This is a genomic window from Candidatus Minimicrobia vallesae, from assembly GCF_018866205.1.
In the GTDB taxonomy this organism is placed as follows: Bacteria; Patescibacteriota; Saccharimonadia; order Saccharimonadales; family Saccharimonadaceae; genus Nanosynbacter; species Nanosynbacter vallesae.
In genome coordinates, this window is sequence record NZ_CP076459.1 from 59,982 (window position 1) to 79,579 (window position 19,598).

Below are 19,598 nucleotides of genomic sequence, written 5' to 3' on the forward strand. Positions count from 1 at the left end.
CTTTACCTCTATAGATTTGTATCGCTAATCAGGAAGAATTATACAGAAAATAGCATAAATTGTAAAGAGGTGGCTTAGATATTGACTTTATGGTACTGCTTATGGTATAGTGATGCCAAGCGTAATTACAAAAAACAAACATAGGAAAAATCATGTCAAACGGATCAGCAAAGCAAAAAGTAATCCAGAGCATCAAGGATGTAACTAATATTTTAGTGACGGTGAGTTCTAGCCCGTCAGTCGACGAATTGTCGGCAGCATTAGGATTGACGATTTTCCTCAATAAACTAGGGAAGCACGCTACGGCTGTGTTTAGCGGCGACATTCCGCCAGCAATTACGTTCTTGAATCCTGATAAGACGTTTGAGCAGACCGCAGATTCTTTACGTGATTTTATTATTGCTTTAGATAAAGAGAAGGCTGATCATTTGCGCTATAAAGTTGTTGACGACGCGGTGAAGATTTTTATTACGCCATATCGTACGACAATTACCGATAAAGACTTGGAATTTTCACAGGGCGATTATAACGTTGAGCTAGTTTTGGCGCTAAATGTTGAAAATAGTGAAAGTATTGATACGGCTTTGACTGCGCACGGTAAGATTTTGCACGATGCTACGGTTGTGGCTATAACAGCGGGCGACGTAAAGAGTGGTCTGGGTTCTGTTGATTGGCACGAATCTAATGCTAGCGGCGTGAGTGAAATGGTTGTGGAATTGCTTGATGATCTGAAGACGCCGAAGGTAACTTTGGACGAGCAGATGGCGACGGCTTTGCTTACGGGAATTGTGGCGGTAACTGAGAGGTTTAGTAATGGCAATACGTCATCAAAGGTTATGACTACAGCCGCAGAACTTATGGCGGCTGGTGCAAATCAGCAATTGGTGGTTTCAAAGATCGCAGAGAGCGAAGTAGAGGACGAGCCGCAGAAGATTGAAAAGATCGAAAAAAAAACTCCAGCCAAAGAAAAAGAAGATTCATCAGAGGATAAAACTGAAGAAGTAGAGAAAGATGAGGAAACTGTACACGCGGACGGAACTTTGTCGATTAGCCACGAAAAGAAGGGCGATGTTGATGAAGTAGCTGAACAAACGGCGAAGGAAAAGCAAGAAGAGTCTGCTAGGATTGCCGAAGAGAAATTGAACCAAAATTGAGCCAATAAAGCGAAGAACCACAAGCCGAGGAAGAAAAGCCTAGTGAAAAAATAGTTTCAAAGGGCGAGCTTTCCTTTGAGGAAACTCCACCGATGGGTGGCACACTGAACGCAACGACTACAAACAGGCCGCCGAGGATAAGATTAGGGAATTGGCTAGCGATCAAAATAAAACCATCTTAACGCACGGTAAATATGTGTGGGGTGATAACACGCCGTCGTTTGGCGATACTCCGTTAAATGCGGCTATGGGCGCGTCTGATGAACCACCAAAGATTGATCCGTTTGCTACAACTAACGCCGCTGAGCAAAAATTGTCGACGATACCTGTTGCGCCGCAATCTGAAGAGTCGATTATTTCGGCAATTACCAACGACACAAATCAATTGAATAATCCAGTAGCGCCAGCTCCGAGTCAGCCGATTGCGCCAATTGAGCCAGCAATAACAAATCCTGAAAATAAGCTTCCCAGGTTTCGATTTGCCAATGCCACCAGCAATGCCAGATTTCGGCGCTTTGCCACCAATGCCGCCAGCGCCTACAGGTGTTGATGTAAATGGATTGCCACAGATTGCACCGTTAGGGGTGGCTCCTGAGCCAGTAGCCGCTCCGCAAGCTCCAGCGCCTGCGACACCGCGATGCCAACTCAGCCAGCTCAAAACGCAGACTTCAATCCAGCGCAATTCCACATCCCAGGACAATAGTTGATGGACGAAGTGATTCTCATAGACAAACCTCAGGGAATGACTAGCTTTGGGGTGGTAGCGCGCTTGCAACGAGTTTTATCTAATCAGGCGGGAAAGAAGGTAAAGGTTGGTCACACAGGTACGCTTGATCCGTTCGCTACGGGGCTAATGATTATTGTGACTGAAAAGAAATGCCGCCAAGCCGAAACTTTCACTAAGTTAGATAAGTGGTACGAGGCGGAAATTATTCTGGGCAAGAATAGTTCGACGGGCGACCCAGAAGGCGAAATTACTGATGTGTCTGATTATGAGCCGAGTTTGGAAGAAATTCAGCGGGTGATTAGTCAATTTGTGGGAAAAAATTGAGCAGACGCCGCCGATTTTTAGCGCAATAAAAATTAACGGTAAAAGAGCGCATAAAATTGGCGCGCGAAGGCAAAGCAAGTGGAAATTCCTAAGCGTGTGATAGAAATTTACTCGTTGGAGTTATTAGCATACGAATATCCCAAATTAAAGATCAGAACTCACGTTTCAAGCGGAACTTATATCCGAACGTTGGCGGTGGATATTAGCGAGAAATTGGGGACGGGCGCGTATTGTAAAAATCTGCGTCGAACAAAAATAGCCGACTATTCTATTGACCAAGCAAAGACTCTGGCGGACTTTGGAATTACTAGCTAATTGCAAAAAACAGAGAAGCTTGGTATAATTACAAAGCTATGATTAGCAAAGAAAATAAAGCGAAAGCAATTGCTTTGACTCAGGTCAATAAAAACGACGTCGGTAGCGCCTCACAAGCTCAGGTGTCAGTTTTGACGGCTCGTATCAAAGAAGTCACAGAGCATTTGAAGGCGAATAAGCACGTGACTTCATGGCTCGTCGCGGCTTGATCCAAATGGTTGGTAAGCGCAAGCGTTTGCTGAAATATTTGGAGCGAACTGATTTTGAGAGCTACAGAAGCAGTTGTTGCCAAATTAGGGTTTGCGTAAATAATTTACGTTAAAAACTGCTTAAATCCCCTTTGACGAAAAGGGGATTTTTGTTGTTCTGGCTATTTTTTCAATTTGGCGATAATCACATCTCGTCCGTCGTTTGCGCCGCCCAAAGTGCAGGAATAAAGAGTTAATTGCGGCTGATCTGTGCGTTGTTCGATTTCCACGGCATCTGGTTTAACGCTTTGTTTTTCGCTGATGACGTAATTGTAACGCACGCCGTTATAGTCAATGATAATTTCATCGCCGACAGTCAATTTATCGATATTATAAAAAGGTGATTTTCTGAGCGTCTGCTGAGGAGTTAAGCCCATAATAAAACGGTGTGCAGATAAGACAAAATTGCCGCCATCTTTTGGGTTGCCGTTTTCTGGTTTACGCCACCACGCACCATGCTCCATTGTCTCGGCGCCGCCAGTACTATAAGGCAAATTTATGTCGATTTTCGGTATATAAAGTCGATTTTCGGTAATTTTATTCTCAGTTTTAGTGATGAGCTGAGTGGTGTGGTTGTCTTTTGGGTTGATGTTTTGTGACAAAATGAGGGGCGTGCTGATGAGAGCAAGCAAATAAACTCCGCCAAGAATCATTAAGATTGCGATTATAGTTAAGATATAGCTTTTCCAACTTTTTTGGCGATTTTTTACTGAATCTAGCTGAAGTGACATGAATAAATTATAGCACACTCATCTATTAATAAATATGTTAAGCGCGCGCGCGCGGCTGGCGTTTGGGCCAGGTTTTAGTATAATATAAGGAGCAATTTGTAACGCGGAAGTGATAGAGATGAGACGACTAAATTGCCAAGTAATTTCATCCCTGTTACTACCGCAAGAAAGGAGCTCTTTATGAGTATTATCAATCCAAGCGGCAAGGAGATTTTTAGTGTTACCACTGATTTTTGTGGTCGGCCGCTGACTTTAGAGGTGAATCGCGTCGGTTTTAGGACGACTGGTAGTGTTTTGGTGCGTTATGGCGACACTGTAGTTTTGGGTAGCGCTCAAGTTAGTCCGCGTCCAGTGCAATTGGATTATTTTCCATTGTCGATTGATTATGAAGAAAAGTTTTATGCAGCAGGTAAGATTTCTGGCAGCCGATTTATCAAGCGCGAAGGTCGTCCAAGCGATGAAGCTGTGTTGATTGGTCGATTGATTGATCGTCCGATTCGTCCGCTTTTCCCGAAGGGTTATCGACAGGAAATCCAAGTCGTCGCGACTGTTTTGAGTATGGATCCGAGTTTCCGCCCAGATGTAATTGCGATGATCGCTGCGTCTAGGTGCGTTAATGTTAACCGGCACGCCGTTTGACGGTCCAGTGGCTGGTTTGCGCGTGGGTCGAGTCAATGGCGAATTTAAGGCGTTCTTGACTCCAGAAGAGCGCGAAAAGTCAGATCTTGATTTGGTTGTGGCTGGTATTGAAAGCGGTATAACAATGGTCGAGGCTGGCGCTAAAGAAGTTTCGGAAGACGTTATTGTTGATGCGATGACATGGGCTCACTCAGATGATGCAGCCAGCGATTGCCTTGCAACGCGAATTGGCGGAAAAAGTTGCGCCAGCACAGCAGGAATATGATTTAATTTTGCCAGATGAATCAATTCAGCAAACGGTTAACGCGTGGGCTGATGGGAAATTTGGTGAGAAAATCCGTCGACCATATCCAGAGCGCAATGAAATGATTAGCGAAATTCGTGCCGAGTTCCATGAGGCGATGGCGGAAAAATTGGGACTGGACGAGGAAGAATATAGCGAAGTTCGTGGCGATTATGACGAAGCGTTTACTTTGGCTTTACATAAAGATGTTCGTCGGGGAATTGTCGCTGAACGAGTTCGTCCTGACGGTCGACAATTGACCGAGATTCGTCCGCTTAGCTCGGAAGTTGGATTCTTGCCGCGCGCTCACGGTTCCAGCTTGTTTACGCGTGGCGTAACTCAGGGAATGAATATTGTGACTTTGGCGCCGCTTAGTTATTCGCAATTGATTGACACTATGGAAATTACCGACGGTGAGCGACGTTATATGCATCATTACAATGCGCCGGGCTATACGGTTGGCGAGGTCAAGCGAATGGGCAGTCCAGGTCGACGTGAAATTGGTCACGGATACTTGGCGGAACGTGCTTTGCTTCCAGTTTTGCCAACTGAAGAAGATTTTCCATACGCTATTCGCTCGGTGACAGAAATTATGAGCCAGAACGGTTCGACTTCGATGGCGGCGACTTGTTCTAGCTGTTTGGCGTTGATGGACGCTGGTGTGCCAATTTCGGCTCCAGTGAGTGGAATTGCGATGGGTCTAATGATGGACGGCGATACTCCGTATGTGTTGAGCGATATCGCTGATGCTGAGGACTTTGCTGGTGATATGGACTTTAAGGTAACTGGAACTTCAAAGGGTATTACGGCTCTTCAAATGGATATGAAGGTTCATGGGCTACCAGTGGCGGTATTGCGTCAAGCGATTGAGCAGAGTAAAGCTGGCCGAGCGCACATTTTGGAGCATATGCTTAGTGTGCTTCCAGGGCCTCGTGAGTCGCTCAGTCCGTATGCGCCACGAATTGAGAAGATTAAGATTGACCCAGATAAGATTGGCGTGATTATTGGTAAGGGTGGTGAGACGATCAATAAGATTACTTCGGAAACTGGCGCTGAGATTGATATTAAGGAAGATGGTTTGATTACTGTGGCTAGCCCAGACGGCGCGTCGATTGAAAAGGCTATGAACTGGATTAAGGGTCTGGTTGAAGAGCCAGAAGTTGGCAAGATTTACGAAGGTAAAGTTGTCGGCATTAAAGATTTTGGTGCGTTTGTGAATATACTTCCTGGCATTGACGGAATGGTTCATATTTCGAAATTGGCGGAACGTCGAGTTGAAAAAGTGACTGATGTCGTGAAAGAAGGGCAAACTGTTCGCGTGAAAATCACTGGAATTGACGAGCGCGGTAAGATTAATTTGACGATGATTGGTTTGTAAATATATAATAGCGAAAGCGTAATTTTAGGAGGAAAATTTATGGACAATAGCAATAACAACAACAAACCTCAAACACCGCCTCAGCCACAATTTCAGCAGGCTCCACAACAGCCTCAGGTTCAGCAGCCTCAGCCACAACAGCAATTTCCACAACAACCAGTCATGGGAACTCCATACCAAATGCCACCAAAAAAGAAAATGAGTAAAGGTGCCATGTGGGGAATCATCGGCGGAATAATTGGACTAGTTGTAATTATCGTTGGTGTAGTCCTAGCCGTCTTGTTATTAGGCGGTCCAAGCAAGGCAGATTATAAAGCTGCTGTAAGCTTAGTATCGCAAATGAAGCTGCCTGAGTATAAGGATATATTTAAGGATGTGAAAAAAAGTGATGATTACGAAGAGGTCATAAATAAAGTTATAAATTCAGCTGATGAAGCTCACGCTAAGTTTGCCTCTAATAAGGCCTTTAAGGACAAAGACGTTAAGGAGGCTTACGACAAGTATCTGAAGGTGTGGAATGACGAGGCTAAACCTTACCTAAAATATGTCGGAATTTTTAACAAAGAAGGGGCTTACCGTAAATGTAAAGTCCCTAATCCAAATAAATATTTTGAGAAATCTAAGGATGAAATCGAACAAGATTTTGACTCTGTCATGAAAAGTTGTACAAACGCCCTGGACAACATGATAAAGTCTGATAATGATATTGCTAAGAAATATGGTGAAGACTTGAAAAAGCATTATGCGGAGATGAAGCAATATTACGTAGCAGCAACAGCCTATAGGCAGGACTACATAAGAACAAACGGCAAAACATCTTTGTCGTCACCTAAAGTTCCAACTACCCCAACTCCTAATTACAAAAAGGACATTGTCAAGATAGTGAAAGATAATTTTGATAATTTACAAAAAGTACTAGAAGATAAAGCTAATAAATAGATTTTATCTAAAAACAAAAGTGCCCTGAGGAAATCAGAGTGCTTTTAGTGGTCAATGTTTGACGACAACCAGCTAATAACTATATAATAGTAGGTAATGTAAGTTTAGGAGGTAATAATTTTATGAACAATAATCAGAATAACAATACACTACCGCCTCAACCCATGGCTGGCACTCCATACCAAATGCCTCCGAAGAAGAATATGAGTAAAGGTGTTTTTTGGGGAATTATTGGCGGAGTTGTCGCTATCATTGCCATTGTTGGTATTGTCTTAGCTTTTGTATTCCTTGGCGGATCAGGTGATAAAAAAGGTGGAGCCCAAGTCAGTAAGGAAGACTATAAAGACTTTTACTCACAGATTAATAAATTAGACATCTCTAGGGATGTTGAAGGAAGTAAATATGCTTCATTGTCGTATAGGGGTATTGAGAGAACACTTGGAGAGATTGATGAAAAATATAAAGAACTGGGGTCGCATAAAGCCCTTGCGGACGAAGATTTAAAAGAAGCCTACGATGAGGCGCTAAAGGATTGGAATGATAGTATAAAGCCGGCTATATATGCTGCATATAAAGTCAGTACAGACGAAGATGTCAGTTTTTGTGAACTTAATACCTACGCGTCATATATGAAGCCTGACAGAGAAGCTATTGATGCTGCTCTAGCTTCCCGTGAAGAGCGATGCATGAAAGCTGTAGAGAGGTTTGAAAAGTCTGATGATAAAATTGTTTCTCAGTACGGTAAAGCTCTTCGTAAGTATTGGTCAGAAGATATAAAAACCTTTTTATTAGAGTCATATAAATACTATAGTGAACTTAAAAATAACCCCAACGCTAAATTAAGAAGACCTAAAGAGCCAAAAAACCCAGAAGTGCAAGGTGAAAAGTCTAGAAGTGATCACTTAGAAGACTATGCATATCTCAAGAAACTAGCTAAGAAAAAGTCTGACGAAAAGTAGTCTGTATCTAAAAATAAAATTACCCTGATAAAATCAGGGTAATTTTTATTGTAGCTTGCTGTGCAGTGCTGTTCTTTGACAAAAAATGAGCGGTTTGCTAATATAAGAGTACTAACTAGAGGAATTTACATCAGTTCACCTCTATACCTGGTTTTTGAATTATATTGTAATAAAAAAGGAGTATAACAATATGGGTCAGCGGCGACTAGCAACACCGCAAAAAGACGACGCCAATAAGCGTCCGCAGTCAAAGAAAAGTAACAATGCAGTTTTGAATAGCACAACTACTCGTAAGGGTGAGGTTTTTCGAGCTCAGCGACGAACAAGCGAGAATGTTAATCTCAGGGCTTCACAGCACTTGATTGATATTCCAGTAAACAAGTCAGTTTACAACGGATACGGCGGTGAGCAATTTAGTGCCAAAATGCAACCAAAACCTGTTCGCGGCGGTCAGCCGAAACTTCGGATTATTCCGATTGGTGGCGTGGGCGAAATGGGAATTGGTAAGAATATGAACGCCATCGAATATGATGATGAGATTATCATCGTAGATATGGGCTTTCTGTTCCCAGGCAGTGATTATCCAGGCATCAATTACATCACGCCGGATATTACTTGGCTGGAAGAGAATAAGCATAAAATTAAGGCGCACGTATTTACGCACGGACACCTTGATCACATTGGTTCGTTCCGCCACTTCATTCATCGTATTCCAGCGCCAGTTTATGGCTCTAAGTTTACGATTAGTATGCTTGATCGAACGATGGACGATTCAGAAGTGGATTTCAAGCCGGATTATCGAGTGATGGATCCGCTGAGTCACGAAATTGTTCAAGTTTCTAAGCATTTTTCAATCGAGTTGGTGCGAGTTAACCACTCAATTCCTGATTCTACGGCGGTGATTATTCGAACTCCAATGGGTGTGATTGTCGATTCTGGTGACTGGCGATTTGAGGAAAGTCCAGTTGACGGTCAAAAGTTTGACCTTGAGCGACTTACGGAAGTGGCTTCAAAAGAAGGCATTTTGATGTTTATGAATGAATCGACCAACTGTGAATCGGCTGGCACGCACACGCACACGGAGTTTGATATTCAGTATTCCATCGGTCAGGTGATGGACAAGTTTAGTAATAGTCGAGTAATTTTAAGTTGTTTCTCATCGCAGGTGCATCGCTTGCAATTAATTTTGGAAGAGGCGCATAAGCACGGACGCAAGGTGGCGTTTGCTGGATTCTCGATGATTCAAAACAAGGAAGTGGCACTGCGTTCGGGGACGATTAAGATTCCTAAAGACACCATCATGAAGATGGAAGATATTGTTAAATTGCCAGATAATCAAATTGCCGTAGTTTGTACTGGCTCGCAGAGTGAATTTAACGCCGTCTTAAATCGCATGGCGACGGGCGCTCATAAATACATGAAAATTAAGGGCTCGGACGTTGTGGTGTTTAGCTCAAATCCAATTCCTGGCAATGAAAAAAGCGTGGTGCGAACGGTTGACGGTCTGATGCGCGAAGGCTCTGACGTCATTCAGAACGGAAAAACTCACTTGACGGGAATCGGTCCGCATTGCACTTGTCGGGTCACGGATATTATGACGATCACGTCAAATTGATCAACGCGCTTAACCCAACTTACTACATGCCAATTCACGGTGAATTCCATATGTTGGTGCATAATGCCAGGTTAGCGGAAAAAGAATGCGGAATTCCTCGTAAGAATATTTTTGTGTGTGATGCTGGAGATATTATTGAAATTGATATTGAAAGGCAAGCAAAGAAAGCTGGGCGAATTCACGTTGGTGGCGTGATGTACGATGACACTGGCGCAATTGTTTCTGAGGTTGTACTGAAAGACCGCATTCACATGTCGCAAGAGAGGAATGTTTGTTGTGGTGCTGACCGTACAGCGTGGCACAGGACGATTATTGACTAGCCCAGACATTATTTCTCACGGATTTATTTACCTGCGCGACTCTGAAGAATTGATGAATATGATTCGCCAATACCTTGAAGCAAAAAGCGGCGCGCAATTTTTCTGGCAAATATGATTTGGACGTAATCAAAAAAGAAATTAAAGATGAGATTACGCATATATTGTACGATCAGACTCGCCGAACGCCGATTGTCATTCCAGTGATAAATGAAGTTGGCGGCTTGAAGTCTGTAAAGTCGGCAACTACGCCAACGCATTCTGCCGTGAAATCGCCAGCGCGTGGTAAAAAGCCCGCCTCAGACGAGCCAAAGATGACCCTTCCAACTGCTCCACGCCGCCGTTTTCCGCAGCGCCAAGTGCCAGACACTGAAGCAAATGACACAAAAGCCAGGGAGCGACAGAACACTCGCCCGTACTAGGGTTCTAGATTGATTTTACTGGTAAATTATGCTATAATACTAAGCGTATTAAATTGATTTTTACATCTGTTAATAAGTATAAAATCAGTGTATAATAAAAACGATTATGGCAAAAAAACGAAAGAGCACGAAAAAATCCGCACCAGCCAAGCCGCAGCATAGTTTGCCGGCGGGTTTTTGGTCACAAGTTGGCGCGGTGATGCTTATTCTTTTGTCGCTACTACTCGTCGTATCGTGGTTTGGCGTCGGTGGTCCAGTTTTACAATGGATTGATATGGCAACCGTAAAAACAATTGGTTACACCGCGTACGCTCCTGCCGATAGTGCTGATTTAGTTGGCGGTTGAGACTTTCCGAGCAGAAGAGAATCAATTACCCGCAGTGAGTGAAATTTGCGGCAATTCTGGAAATTGTGTGGTTTTCTGGATTGTTTGGGTTAATGAAGACGGCTTCGCATCCGAATTCTGGTGGATTTGTGGGCGACATATTAAACACAGCAACACTGGAAAATGGTAGATTCGGCAATTGCTGTAATTATTTATCTGGTTTTGGCGTTTATAACAGTTCTATTTATTACCCAGACGTCACCGTTTACGGTTTTCAGTAAACTTTGGGAGATGATTAAGAGCAATACTAAGGAAGACGATAATAATCGTTCTGTTATGAAGAAGGCGTCAATTGCTCAGCCGGCAGAAGAAGAGAAAAAGACCGACTTGGGAGAAATTAAGCTAAACGCTGGTGTGCCAATAATTGATACAGCCAAAGAGAAAAAGAGTTTATTGAAGAAAGTGGAGAAGCCAGAAAAGGCCAATGAAGAACAGGCTTTGGTGGCAACTCGTGATCCAAATTGGGAAGCGCCAAGCTTGGATCTATTAGAGAAGAACGAAAGCGGTGCTGATGCTGGAGATACGCGCCAGAACGCCCAAATAATTCACGATACGTTGGCTGAATTTAATATTGAGGCAGCGATGGGTGACATTAATGTTGGTCCAAAAGTTACGCAATACACTTTAAGACCGCCAAGTGGGGTTAAATTGACGCGAATTACGGCGCTGGAAACTAACATTGCGCTTAATTTGGCAGCACAAAGTTTAAGGATTGAGGCGCCAATTCCTGGTCAGCGAGCGGTTGGTATTGAAGTGCCTAACCGTAAGGCTGCTGAAGTTCGACTACGAAGTACGTTGTCATCAAAACAGTGGGCTGCTGCTCGTGATCCTTTGAGTTTTGGAATTGGTAAAGATATATCTGGTCAAGTTGTTGTGGGTGAACTGGGGAAGATGCCGCATTTGTTGATTGCTGGACAAACGGGTTCTGGTAAGTCTGTGATGATTAATACTTTGCTGTGTAGCTTGCTGTATCGCAATAGTCCGAGTGATATGAAGTTGATTTTGGTTGACCCGAAGCAAGTCGAAATGGCGCCGTACGCCGATATTCCACATCTTCTTACGCCAGTGATTAACGAACCGGAAAAGACCATTTCAGCCTTGAAGTGGGCGGTGAATGAGATGGAGCGACGCTACAAATTGTTGGCGGGCGAGAAAATCCGTAATATTAAGGAATACAACAAGAGGCTGCAGTCTCGCGCGAAGAAGATTGCGATTGCTGACGAAAATGGCAATGTTCAGGAGCATGAAGATGGATCGATGCCGTATATCGTGATTGTGGTGGACGAGATGTCTGATCTTATGATGATGGCTAAAAAGGATGTTGAGACGTTAATTGTTCGATTGGCGCAGAAATCGCGAGCGGTTGGTATTCACTTGCTACTGGCAACGCAGCGCCCTAGCGTGAACGTGATTACTGGTTTGATTAAGGCAAACGTGCCGGCGCGAATTGCCTTTACGGTGGCTAGCCAGGTTGACAGTATAACGATTTTAGACCAATCTGGCGCTGAAATAATTATTGGGTCAAGGAGATATGCTATTTTACACATACAAGTATGAGCAAACCAAAACGTATTCAGGGCGCCTGGGTAACAGATGACGAAGTGAATAAAATTACCGATCATTTGCGTATGCAGATGGCACCGCAAGTACAACGATGAAGTGGTAGCCCAGCCAGTTCAATTGGACGGCAAGGGTGGCGTCGTGATGGACTTGTCGGAAGGTGGTGATGATAAGTTTAAGGATGCGGTTCGTGTAGTGGTTGAGCGTCGCAAGGCTTCAACGAGCATGCTACAAACACGCTTGGGAATTGGTTATCAGCGAGCAGCGCGAATTATTGAAGAGATGGAAGAGCGGGGAATTATTGGTCCGCAGAATGGCTCTAAGCCACGTGATGTTTTGATTTCTAGTCCAGAAGAGCTTGATGAACTGTTGGCGGAATCGTGAAAAGATTGACCAAACATTATGAGCGAGTATTTTCTTGATAACTATGACTTAGCTCTTGATCAGGAGACTCTTGTCGCTATAGTACAGGCGGCGGGTAAAGTTCTTGAGGAGAGGGGTGCTGAAGACCTAGAGAATGGTCGCTATAAAATAGGCGATAGCAGTGTTGCTGCGAACATTTTTACATATAAGCTATCGCCAGAAATAGTACATCATATTTTTTCAATTCCACTAGAAGCCATTTGCGTTTCTTCGGACGGTCATGCGGAGGAGTGCGAAATAATCTATTTACCAGAATCTATGCTGGAAGACTGTACGCAATGTTCCGCTGAATTAGGTCTATACGTTACTGAGGTGGTGGGCCGTTCGGGTGGCTTACCGCCACTTCATATAGAGCACAGCTGGAATATTAGAGGTTGGAAAGGGAAATCTCTTGAGGGAGAATATAAGGTCGAATATTCCGTAGACGGACGACGAATAAGTCCAAGTAATCTTGATTTAGAAAGTCTGGATTTGAGAAACCCTGAAGATGCCAGAAGATTAATCGCCGACATAAGGAACAACGCTCAATCCCTCAGTGCTGACGATATAGACACTATCTATAAGCTCATTGACACGATATCGCAGAATGGGGTATAATATAGGCGAATATTAACCTAAGCTTGCGTGAGACAGCGTAAGCATCCGTAAATGGATTCCAGAGGAGGAAACATGAACGAATACGAACTAACTGTTCTTATTCACCCGGATTTAGGAAGCTAATCTAGATTCAGCGTTGGATAAAGGTACGTGGTTTAATCACTACTAACGGTGGTGAAATTACCAAAGAAGATAACTGGGGCAAGAAAAAATTGGCCTACACAATCAAGCGGGAAGATTTTGCAGTTTACGTTTGTTTTGAGGTTAAGTTGCCAGCACCAGCTTTATTGAAGATTTCAAACACGCTTAATATTACTGATGAAGTTTTGCGTTACCTATTGGTAAAAACTGATGAAAAAACTCGTCAAGCATTAAGCGAGCAAAAAGCACGCAACGAAGAGTCTGATTCAAGCGAATCAAGTAAATAAGCCTAACTGCCGTAAGGTAAAAGAGGGGATAGAATATGGCACGAAGTATCAATCAAGTGATTTTGTTGGGTAGATTGACACGCGATCCAGGAACAGAGAACAACTACTTCTGGCAAGAACGTAGTTAGTTTCAGCATTGCTGTTGATCGACAATCTCAAGACGATCAGGCTGACTTTTTCAATATCACAGCCTGGGATAAACTTGGTGATTTGGTAATGCAATATCTAAGCAAAGGTCGTCGGGTTTTGATCCAAGGACGACTACGACAGGATAGCTGGGAAGATAAGGATACTGGTAAAAGACAGAGTCGAATTGAAGTTACTGCTTCAGATGTAACGTTCTTAGACGGTCCAAGCGGCGACAATTCAGGTTCTGCAGCACCAAAGACTACTAAAAAAGAGGAAGTCGTAACGGAAATTGACGATAAGCCAATTGACCTAAGCGAAATCCCATTCTAATAAGGAGATTAAAATGGCACAATTGAAGAAAAATCCACCGATTATTTTTGACTATAAAGATGTAAAAACTTTGCAACGTTACATCAATGTTTACGGTCAAATCGAGCCAATCAGCAAGACTGGTTTGAGCGAAAAGCAACAGCGAAGCTTGGCGGTAGCAATTAAGCGTGCTCGCCACTTGGCTTTGTTGCCATTTGTTACTAGCAACTAGGAACGTTTAATGCGCAATATCTCGTTGCTATTACATATTTGGCAGCGAGATATTTTATTGGAAAGGAGAAAATATGTATCAGCCAACTGATTTGAAAAAAGGCGTAGTTTGTCAAATTGATGGCAAGCCATATCGCGTCGTAGAATACGGCCAAAAAGTTATGGGTCGTGGCGGTTCGATTGTTAACGTGAAATTGAAAAACCTAATTGACGGAAGTGTTATTCCAAAGACTTTCAAGGGCAAGAGCGAATCGAAGCTGCGGAAGTAAATAATAAAACTGCGCAATATTTGTATAACGACGGCGACAAATTCTATTTCATGGATCCGACTAGCTTTGAGCAATTTGAGCTGGCTGCGGAAATCGTGGACGATGCTAGTAAATACCTGAAAGAAGGCGACGAATTAAGCCTTCAATTCTTCGACGGTCGAGTGATTAACGTTGAACTACCAAAGAATAAATATCTGGAAGTTACCTACACGGAAGATGTGGTTAAGGGTGATACGACTTCATCTGTACTAAAAGACGCTACTTTGGAGACAGGGCTAGTTGTCAAAGTTCCAGCATTTATCAAGCAGGGCGACATCATTAGCGTTGACACATCGACTGGTGAATATCGCGAGCGAAAGAAATAGTTCTATTTAATGAAACAGCGATTAGATAAAGCTCTGGTCGAGCGTGGTTTGGCGACAACAAGGTCTCAGGCGGATAATTTTATTCGTCTGGGCTATGTTTTTTTGAATAAGAAAATTGTCCAGAAATCAGGAACTATGGTGTCTGATTCGGATGAGATAAAGCTCGAGAAGAAGGAAACTTATGTTTCGCGAGCTGGCTTAAAGTTGGCTAGCGTGGCGGAGTATTTTCATCTTAATTTTCAGGATAAGACTGTCCTAGATATTGGTTCGAGTACGGGCGGATTTACTGACTATTCGCTGCGTCATGGCGCCAAAAAGGTATTTGCTGTTGATGTTGGAACGGATCAGCTCCATCCAAGTTTGAGGCCGAATCCAAAAATTGCTCTTCACGAAAAGACCGATATTCGTGATTTTTATGCTGATGAAGCAATTGATATTATTGTGGGCGATGTGTCGTTTATATCTCTGAGGGAAATTTTGCCGCACGTGGCAGAAAATTTGATGAATAGCAGTACTGTTTTAATTGCTATGGTGAAGCCTCAATTTGAGGCGGGGCGGCATCAGGTTAATAAGGGAATTATTAAAAACGATAAAGTTCGTCGACAGATTTTGTCTGACTTTGAAGACTGGGCGAGGAAATATTTCGTCGTTTTAGATAAAAAAGATAGCGAAGTGGCTGGCAGTAAGGGCAATCTCGAGCGATTTTACAAATTGAAATTAGCTAAACGTTAAACCTAAATTCAACAACGTCATTTGGTTGCATAACGTAGGTTTTTCCTTCGGTGCGAATTTTGCCGTTTTCGCGAGCCTTAACTTCCGATCCTGCTGCGACTAAATCGTTAAAATCGACAATTTGTGCGGCAATAAATCCGCGCTCAAAATCCGAGTGAATAACGCCCGCGGCTTGCGGTGCAGTCCAGCCTTTGTGAATTGTCCAAGCGCGAACTTCTTTTTCGCCCGCAGTTAAGTAGCTTTGTAGTCCGAGCGTATCGTAGGCTGCATGAATAAGTTTGGCGAGTCCAGTTTCCTTGACGCCGTAGCTTTCTAATAACTCTTTGGCGTCATTTTCAGATAATCCCTTCAATTCTTCTTCCAGTTTTGCGCAGACAAAGACGGTTTTTGCGGGCTTTACGAGTTCGGTCAATTGGCTCTGTAGATCGGAATTGTTCAATCCTTCCTCGTCGACATTAAACGCGTAAATGACGGGTTTGGCGGTAAGAAGATGTAAGTCGGAAATTGCCTCAAAATCCACATCTGACAGGGCGGAAATTGGTACGCCTTTTTGTAAATTGTCGATTAAAGACTGCAGATATTCAACTTTTTGACGAGCTTTTGGATTTGCTTTGGCTTCTTTTTGAAGTTGAGGCAGGCGTTTTTCAAGAGTTTGTAGATCAGCCAGAATCAGCTCAGTATTTATAATCTCAATGTCTTTCTTAGGGTCAATCGGTGCTTCATCGTGGCGCAAAATTTTTGAATTTTCGAACGCACGAACAACGTGAACAATCGCGTCACACTCTCTGATGTTGTGAAGAAACTTATTGCCCAAACCTTCACCCTTAGACGCGCCAGCAACCAGTCCCGCAATATCAACGAAAGTGACGGTGGCTGGAATAATTTTTTGCGCGTGATAAAGATCGGCTAAAATTTGCAGGCGATCATCTGGCACGGGAACAATTCCTGTGTTCGGCTCAATTGTCGCAAACGGATAATTAGCCGCCAAAATATCATTAATTGTTAAAGCGTTAAAAAGTGTCGATTTGCCGACATTTGGTAAACCAACGATTCCAATAGATAAACTCATATATTTATTATATCATCTGCGTAATCTTTGATATAATTATAAGCATGAGAAGAAAATACTCATTGCCTAAGGTGGGCATGCTGGCAATAGTAGTGGCTTTAGCTATTTCAGTAACGGCTTTTTTTATCTATACGTACGCGGCGCCAAGCTCGCCAAATTGGACGATAACTGGTAAATCCTGGGTTACTAAGCAATTTAATCCAGAAGACACTACCAACTTCGGATCTAATTGGACGGTTGCTCCGGGGAGATTAAAGGATGTGAAGCCCGGAGATACGGTTGACTGGTGGCATAGTCTTTTTGTTAGCGGCGGGCCTACGTGACAATGTCGTGACTGGAGTTCAGCAAGATGTGTTTGATTTAAGATCGAATCAGCCGATAGATAACGATATCAGTCTAAACGGCAGGGGGGCTTGGCATAATGAAGATCCTCAGATTTAACAGAATTATGACGAATTGGAAGGATTATGCTTGGAATCGAATAAATAATCCAACAGAAGCGGATTATCGAAACTACCTCTATGGAGGCGTTGAACGGTAAATCTCGATTGGAGGATCTTCATGGCGAGCTTGGAAAAAATAAATTTATGTATACACGAGTCATTAAAAAAGAGGATATGGGAAAGCGCATTTGTCAGCGAGTTTATTGGAGTAAGCGGAATTCTTTACCGACTTCCGGATGGGCATATTCGTCGTATGCCTGTGTTGAGGTGCCATATGATTATGATGTAGAACCTTCGGTCAGCGTTAACTCGGATTACATTGACGCAGAAAATGTCACGAAAATTGAGGGAATAAATGCTGGTTTGAACAATAAGGGCACGTCAAAAACACAAAATTCTTCGTATGCACTTGCTCGGTTTGTTGTCAGAGGGGCTGAAGTCTCGAGTATGGATGGCGAACATGCAATTTCATTACCAAGCGGAACGACTCATGATTGGCCGTGCGCAATTGTGCGACTGATAAAAAGACAAACATAGAGATAGCTGAAATATTGACAGTAGCACATGTAAAAAAATTATCGCAAATGACGGAAACAACCAGATTAAACACCGGACAAACGACAATGGCGACAAATGCTACAGATACACTTGGAAAGGGTGAAACTAAACGCCAACGACAGTCTATGCTATGTGGCGATGGTCAGCGACTATAATGGTTCTGGCTTCTTCGACAGATTTTAGATACGCGATTAAGTGTATCAAAACTTCAAAAAAGACCAAAAGTTCAGGTTTGGGGTGGAGATATAAAGACAGATAAAGATGTAATTACCAGCACGACATCTAACACTATGAATTCCACAAGATAGTCATGACATTGAGTTATAGATAAAACTACGATACAATCAATGGGGCTATGGGGTACAGGTTTAGATAGAAACGGTAATAATCTTAAAGGTAAAGTAAGGTTGTTAATCCTAGTGAATATGGATATAAAGGGGGTAATAAGCCGGATGAACATTGGTCAATAATTTGTGCGGAAGATCAATACGGAGGTAATGGAAATCAGAGGGCAGTATAATAAATCCACCAATACAATTGAAGATTTACCAAATTGCCGAGGCAATGCGAATAATCTAACTAATGAATATGAAGCGAGAACTGTCGTAACGACTTGGTGGCGTGCATGGATCGGCAGATCATCAACGAGAGGGTTTTATTCCGTGTGATGCTATAGCAGATAAAAACTTGGTGGGAAAGTCTCCAATTATTCCAGGTAGTCCATATTGTCATCAGGGTGTTTGGAGATGATATTCGAATGCAAAGTGGATTAGTATTAATAGTTATGGACGTCATACTCACTCAAGTGATAAACCAGACCCATCCATAAAAAAATGTCGTTTTATTGCTCTGGAGCAGAGATGTTGGAGTGTGGAAATACTTATGTTTTTAGGTTAAAAAATGTTAAATTGAATGAGTTAAAAAATGCTAAAAAATTGAGTCTTAATTTTGCTGGTGCTGCCGATAATTATGTCAGAGTAAAAATAAACGGCTATGAAATGGATACCGTAGGAAATGAAAAAGGCGCAAGTCTAGTGGGGACACAGTACTAAGGTTGGGCACTTCCGGGATTACGTTGGTTCTCGATTTACTGCCGAAATGAAACCAGGTACTGTTTTGTATGGAGATGGAAATGTGATTGATATTTACGTTAAGTCCAACCCGTCTCATATGGGTTTGGTGATTAGTGATATATCGTTATCGTATACGATGGATCGTACTTATCAGAATATGTATGGCTCTTGGGGTGAATATGGAATTATTGCCAATGGTAAGGCTGAATCAGCTTCAGGGGCTGGATTGTCATCATCGTTTAATGGTCGCTCGGGTGTAAATCCACGCGATTACAACAAATTAACTTTTGCTAATACTCCAAAGTTTGGTAATTTCAGTAACCACCAGTTCAGTTCCAGATAATTTTACTTTACCGTCGGTTGGTGGCGTCAAAGGTAATATCTCTGGCAACGTAGATGTCAACAGCCTAGCTACAGGTGAATATAACGCTGGAAACGTAACCTTAACGGGGTCAAAATTAAGCGTAGGCAAGAGTATAGTCATAAAGTCCTCGGGTGTAGTTAGGATTTCGGGTGATTTGCTATACACAGACACGAATGATGTGCGCCAATTGCCACAACTAATTATCTACGCGAAGAATATTATTATAGAGCCTTCGGTTGGGGAAGTGAATGCTTGGTTGATTACTCAGAAAGACGGATATGTTAGTACTTGTGGCGTGGTAATTAAGATGAGCAATTGGCTGAGTGGAGTTTCTGAAGCTTCTTGCGGTAAGCAACTAAGAATTAACGGGCCAATTAAAACTGGACGCTTGTTCTTGCGGCGAACATACGGCGGAAAACATGCTTCATCTGCAAAGAATGATCCGAATATGCACCCTGGAACTCCAGCAGAAATCATCAACTTGAGAGCGGATACTTATATCTGGGCTTACAATAATTATCGAAACACTGGCGCGATTAGCACGATGAATGTTCGTGAATTGCCGCCAAGATATTAAAAGTTTGCAAATTAAAACGCTAATGTATATAATTG

At 42.8% G+C, this 19,598-nt stretch carries 32 protein-coding genes and 3 pseudogenes; 33 read left to right on the top strand and 2 right to left on the bottom strand.

What is annotated here, in order from left to right:
• The first annotated feature begins 152 nt into the window (after positions 1 to 152).
• From KOY49_RS00420 to KOY49_RS05315, 6 genes and pseudogenes are all read left to right on the top strand, one after another.
• Complete coding sequence (locus KOY49_RS00420; protein ID WP_232736266.1) at positions 153 to 1,154, top strand: DHH family phosphoesterase; 1,002 nt, start codon at positions 153 to 155, stop codon at positions 1,152 to 1,154.
• A 151-nt stretch (positions 1,155 to 1,305) separates the two neighbouring features.
• A complete protein-coding gene (locus tag KOY49_RS00425) occupies positions 1,306 to 1,704 on the top strand; it encodes a hypothetical protein (protein WP_232736267.1) in 399 nt (132 codons plus the stop codon).
• Positions 1,705 to 2,007: 303 nt separating this feature from the next.
• Positions 2,008 to 2,328 (top strand): annotated as a pseudogene (locus KOY49_RS00430) (hypothetical protein); the annotation flags it as partial.
• A 72-nt stretch (positions 2,329 to 2,400) separates the two neighbouring features.
• A complete protein-coding gene (locus KOY49_RS00435) occupies positions 2,401 to 2,520 on the top strand; it encodes a hypothetical protein (RefSeq protein ID WP_232736575.1) in 120 nt (39 codons plus the stop codon).
• 38 nt (positions 2,521 to 2,558) lie between these two features.
• Positions 2,559 to 2,729, top strand: coding sequence for a 30S ribosomal protein S15 (locus tag KOY49_RS05310; RefSeq protein WP_376787525.1), 171 nt, complete (start codon positions 2,559 to 2,561; stop codon positions 2,727 to 2,729).
• Positions 2,730 to 2,734: 5 nt separating this feature from the next.
• Entirely contained in the window at positions 2,735 to 2,842 is a 108-nt protein-coding gene (locus KOY49_RS05315; RefSeq protein ID WP_376787546.1) for a hypothetical protein, read from the top strand.
• Positions 2,843 to 2,890: 48 nt separating this feature from the next.
• Here KOY49_RS05315 and KOY49_RS00445 read toward each other — a convergent pair whose 3' ends face one another.
• Positions 2,891 to 3,499, bottom strand: a complete 609-nt coding sequence (locus tag KOY49_RS00445; RefSeq protein WP_129636975.1) for a sortase — start codon at positions 3,497 to 3,499, stop codon at positions 2,891 to 2,893.
• 180 nt (positions 3,500 to 3,679) lie between these two features.
• Between KOY49_RS00445 and KOY49_RS05155 the strand changes: the two genes are divergently transcribed.
• The 21 genes and pseudogenes from KOY49_RS05155 (at position 3,680) to KOY49_RS00535 (ending at position 15,479) form a co-directional block, all read left to right on the top strand.
• The gene (locus KOY49_RS05155; protein WP_332873910.1) at positions 3,680 to 4,138 is read left to right on the top strand and encodes a hypothetical protein; all 459 of its coding nucleotides are present in this window, start codon (positions 3,680 to 3,682) and stop codon (positions 4,136 to 4,138) included.
• A complete protein-coding gene (locus KOY49_RS05160) occupies positions 4,116 to 4,403 on the top strand; it encodes a hypothetical protein (protein WP_332873911.1) in 288 nt (95 codons plus the stop codon). Before KOY49_RS05155 ends, KOY49_RS05160 begins: the two co-directional genes overlap by 23 nt.
• Positions 4,333 to 5,799: a polyribonucleotide nucleotidyltransferase gene (pnp, locus tag KOY49_RS00450; protein WP_332873912.1), complete on the top strand. Its 1,467-nt coding sequence runs from the start codon at positions 4,333 to 4,335 to the stop codon at positions 5,797 to 5,799. Before KOY49_RS05160 ends, pnp begins: the two co-directional genes overlap by 71 nt.
• A gap of 39 nt (positions 5,800 to 5,838) precedes the next feature.
• Positions 5,839 to 6,738 (top strand): hypothetical protein, encoded by a 900-nt coding sequence (locus KOY49_RS00455; RefSeq protein WP_232736268.1) that lies wholly within the window; start codon positions 5,839 to 5,841, stop codon positions 6,736 to 6,738.
• A 122-nt stretch (positions 6,739 to 6,860) separates the two neighbouring features.
• Positions 6,861 to 7,697, top strand: coding sequence for a hypothetical protein (locus tag KOY49_RS00460; protein ID WP_039326786.1), 837 nt, complete (start codon positions 6,861 to 6,863; stop codon positions 7,695 to 7,697).
• Between the two features lie 190 nt (positions 7,698 to 7,887).
• On the top strand, positions 7,888 to 9,312 hold the full coding sequence (locus KOY49_RS00465; protein WP_232736269.1) for a ribonuclease J: 1,425 nt from the start codon (positions 7,888 to 7,890) through the stop codon (positions 9,310 to 9,312).
• 50 nt (positions 9,313 to 9,362) lie between these two features.
• The gene (locus KOY49_RS00475; RefSeq protein WP_232736582.1) at positions 9,363 to 9,632 is read left to right on the top strand and encodes a hypothetical protein; all 270 of its coding nucleotides are present in this window, start codon (positions 9,363 to 9,365) and stop codon (positions 9,630 to 9,632) included.
• Complete coding sequence (locus tag KOY49_RS04840; RefSeq protein WP_269802157.1) at positions 9,625 to 9,747, top strand: hypothetical protein; 123 nt, start codon at positions 9,625 to 9,627, stop codon at positions 9,745 to 9,747. Before KOY49_RS00475 ends, KOY49_RS04840 begins: the two co-directional genes overlap by 8 nt.
• Positions 9,707 to 10,051 carry a hypothetical protein gene (locus KOY49_RS00480; protein WP_232736270.1) on the top strand — a complete coding sequence of 115 codons (345 nt, stop codon included), beginning with the start codon at positions 9,707 to 9,709 and terminating at the stop codon, positions 10,049 to 10,051. Before KOY49_RS04840 ends, KOY49_RS00480 begins: the two co-directional genes overlap by 41 nt.
• Before the next feature lie 106 nt (positions 10,052 to 10,157).
• The gene (locus KOY49_RS00485) at positions 10,158 to 10,397 is read left to right on the top strand and encodes a hypothetical protein (RefSeq protein WP_232736271.1); all 240 of its coding nucleotides are present in this window, start codon (positions 10,158 to 10,160) and stop codon (positions 10,395 to 10,397) included.
• A gap of 38 nt (positions 10,398 to 10,435) precedes the next feature.
• Positions 10,436 to 10,657 (top strand): hypothetical protein, encoded by a 222-nt coding sequence (locus KOY49_RS00490; RefSeq protein WP_232736272.1) that lies wholly within the window; start codon positions 10,436 to 10,438, stop codon positions 10,655 to 10,657.
• A 55-nt stretch (positions 10,658 to 10,712) separates the two neighbouring features.
• Positions 10,713 to 11,138, top strand: a pseudogene (locus KOY49_RS05520) (DNA translocase FtsK); the annotation flags it as partial.
• Positions 11,139 to 11,264: 126 nt separating this feature from the next.
• Positions 11,265 to 12,023 (top strand): annotated as a pseudogene (locus KOY49_RS05525) (FtsK/SpoIIIE domain-containing protein); the annotation flags it as partial.
• A 72-nt stretch (positions 12,024 to 12,095) separates the two neighbouring features.
• Positions 12,096 to 12,380, top strand: a complete 285-nt coding sequence (locus tag KOY49_RS00500) for a DNA translocase FtsK (protein WP_232736274.1) — start codon at positions 12,096 to 12,098, stop codon at positions 12,378 to 12,380.
• Positions 12,381 to 12,398: 18 nt separating this feature from the next.
• Positions 12,399 to 13,016, top strand: coding sequence for a hypothetical protein (locus KOY49_RS00505; RefSeq protein ID WP_232736275.1), 618 nt, complete (start codon positions 12,399 to 12,401; stop codon positions 13,014 to 13,016).
• A gap of 179 nt (positions 13,017 to 13,195) precedes the next feature.
• The gene (locus KOY49_RS00510) at positions 13,196 to 13,444 is read left to right on the top strand and encodes a 30S ribosomal protein S6 (protein WP_232736576.1); all 249 of its coding nucleotides are present in this window, start codon (positions 13,196 to 13,198) and stop codon (positions 13,442 to 13,444) included.
• Between the two features lie 135 nt (positions 13,445 to 13,579).
• Positions 13,580 to 13,903 (top strand): single-stranded DNA-binding protein, encoded by a 324-nt coding sequence (locus KOY49_RS00515; protein ID WP_232736577.1) that lies wholly within the window; start codon positions 13,580 to 13,582, stop codon positions 13,901 to 13,903.
• 13 nt (positions 13,904 to 13,916) lie between these two features.
• Positions 13,917 to 14,114, top strand: coding sequence for a 30S ribosomal protein S18 (gene rpsR, locus KOY49_RS00520; RefSeq protein ID WP_129632167.1), 198 nt, complete (start codon positions 13,917 to 13,919; stop codon positions 14,112 to 14,114).
• Positions 14,115 to 14,187: 73 nt separating this feature from the next.
• Positions 14,188 to 14,382, top strand: a complete 195-nt coding sequence (locus KOY49_RS00525) for a hypothetical protein (protein WP_232736276.1) — start codon at positions 14,188 to 14,190, stop codon at positions 14,380 to 14,382.
• Positions 14,364 to 14,747 carry an elongation factor P gene (locus tag KOY49_RS00530; RefSeq protein ID WP_232736578.1) on the top strand — a complete coding sequence of 128 codons (384 nt, stop codon included), beginning with the start codon at positions 14,364 to 14,366 and terminating at the stop codon, positions 14,745 to 14,747. Before KOY49_RS00525 ends, KOY49_RS00530 begins: the two co-directional genes overlap by 19 nt.
• A gap of 9 nt (positions 14,748 to 14,756) precedes the next feature.
• The gene (locus KOY49_RS00535; RefSeq protein ID WP_232736277.1) at positions 14,757 to 15,479 is read left to right on the top strand and encodes a TlyA family RNA methyltransferase; all 723 of its coding nucleotides are present in this window, start codon (positions 14,757 to 14,759) and stop codon (positions 15,477 to 15,479) included.
• Here KOY49_RS00535 and ychF read toward each other — a convergent pair.
• On the bottom strand, positions 15,469 to 16,548 hold the full coding sequence (gene ychF / locus KOY49_RS00540; RefSeq protein ID WP_232736278.1) for a redox-regulated ATPase YchF: 1,080 nt from the start codon (positions 16,546 to 16,548) through the stop codon (positions 15,469 to 15,471). The two genes, KOY49_RS00535 and ychF, sit on opposite strands and share 11 nt — an antisense overlap.
• 77 nt (positions 16,549 to 16,625) lie before the next feature.
• On the opposite strand from ychF, the gene KOY49_RS00545 reads away from it, so the two are divergent.
• The 6 genes from KOY49_RS00545 to KOY49_RS00565 all read left to right on the top strand — a co-directional run bounded on the left by KOY49_RS00545 (position 16,626) and on the right by KOY49_RS00565 (position 19,563).
• Positions 16,626 to 16,871, top strand: a complete 246-nt coding sequence (locus KOY49_RS00545) for a hypothetical protein (RefSeq protein WP_232736279.1) — start codon at positions 16,626 to 16,628, stop codon at positions 16,869 to 16,871.
• Between the two features lie 198 nt (positions 16,872 to 17,069).
• On the top strand, positions 17,070 to 17,528 hold the full coding sequence (locus KOY49_RS00550; RefSeq protein WP_232736280.1) for a hypothetical protein: 459 nt from the start codon (positions 17,070 to 17,072) through the stop codon (positions 17,526 to 17,528).
• Between the two features lie 47 nt (positions 17,529 to 17,575).
• A complete protein-coding gene (locus tag KOY49_RS04845; RefSeq protein WP_269802158.1) occupies positions 17,576 to 17,704 on the top strand; it encodes a hypothetical protein in 129 nt (42 codons plus the stop codon).
• A gap of 753 nt (positions 17,705 to 18,457) precedes the next feature.
• Positions 18,458 to 18,601 (top strand): hypothetical protein, encoded by a 144-nt coding sequence (locus KOY49_RS00555; protein ID WP_232736281.1) that lies wholly within the window; start codon positions 18,458 to 18,460, stop codon positions 18,599 to 18,601.
• Positions 18,602 to 18,647: 46 nt separating this feature from the next.
• Positions 18,648 to 18,965 (top strand): hypothetical protein, encoded by a 318-nt coding sequence (locus KOY49_RS00560; RefSeq protein ID WP_232736282.1) that lies wholly within the window; start codon positions 18,648 to 18,650, stop codon positions 18,963 to 18,965.
• Complete coding sequence (locus KOY49_RS00565) at positions 18,928 to 19,563, top strand: hypothetical protein (RefSeq protein WP_232736283.1); 636 nt, start codon at positions 18,928 to 18,930, stop codon at positions 19,561 to 19,563. Before KOY49_RS00560 ends, KOY49_RS00565 begins: the two co-directional genes overlap by 38 nt.
• Positions 19,564 to 19,598 lie beyond the last annotated feature (35 nt).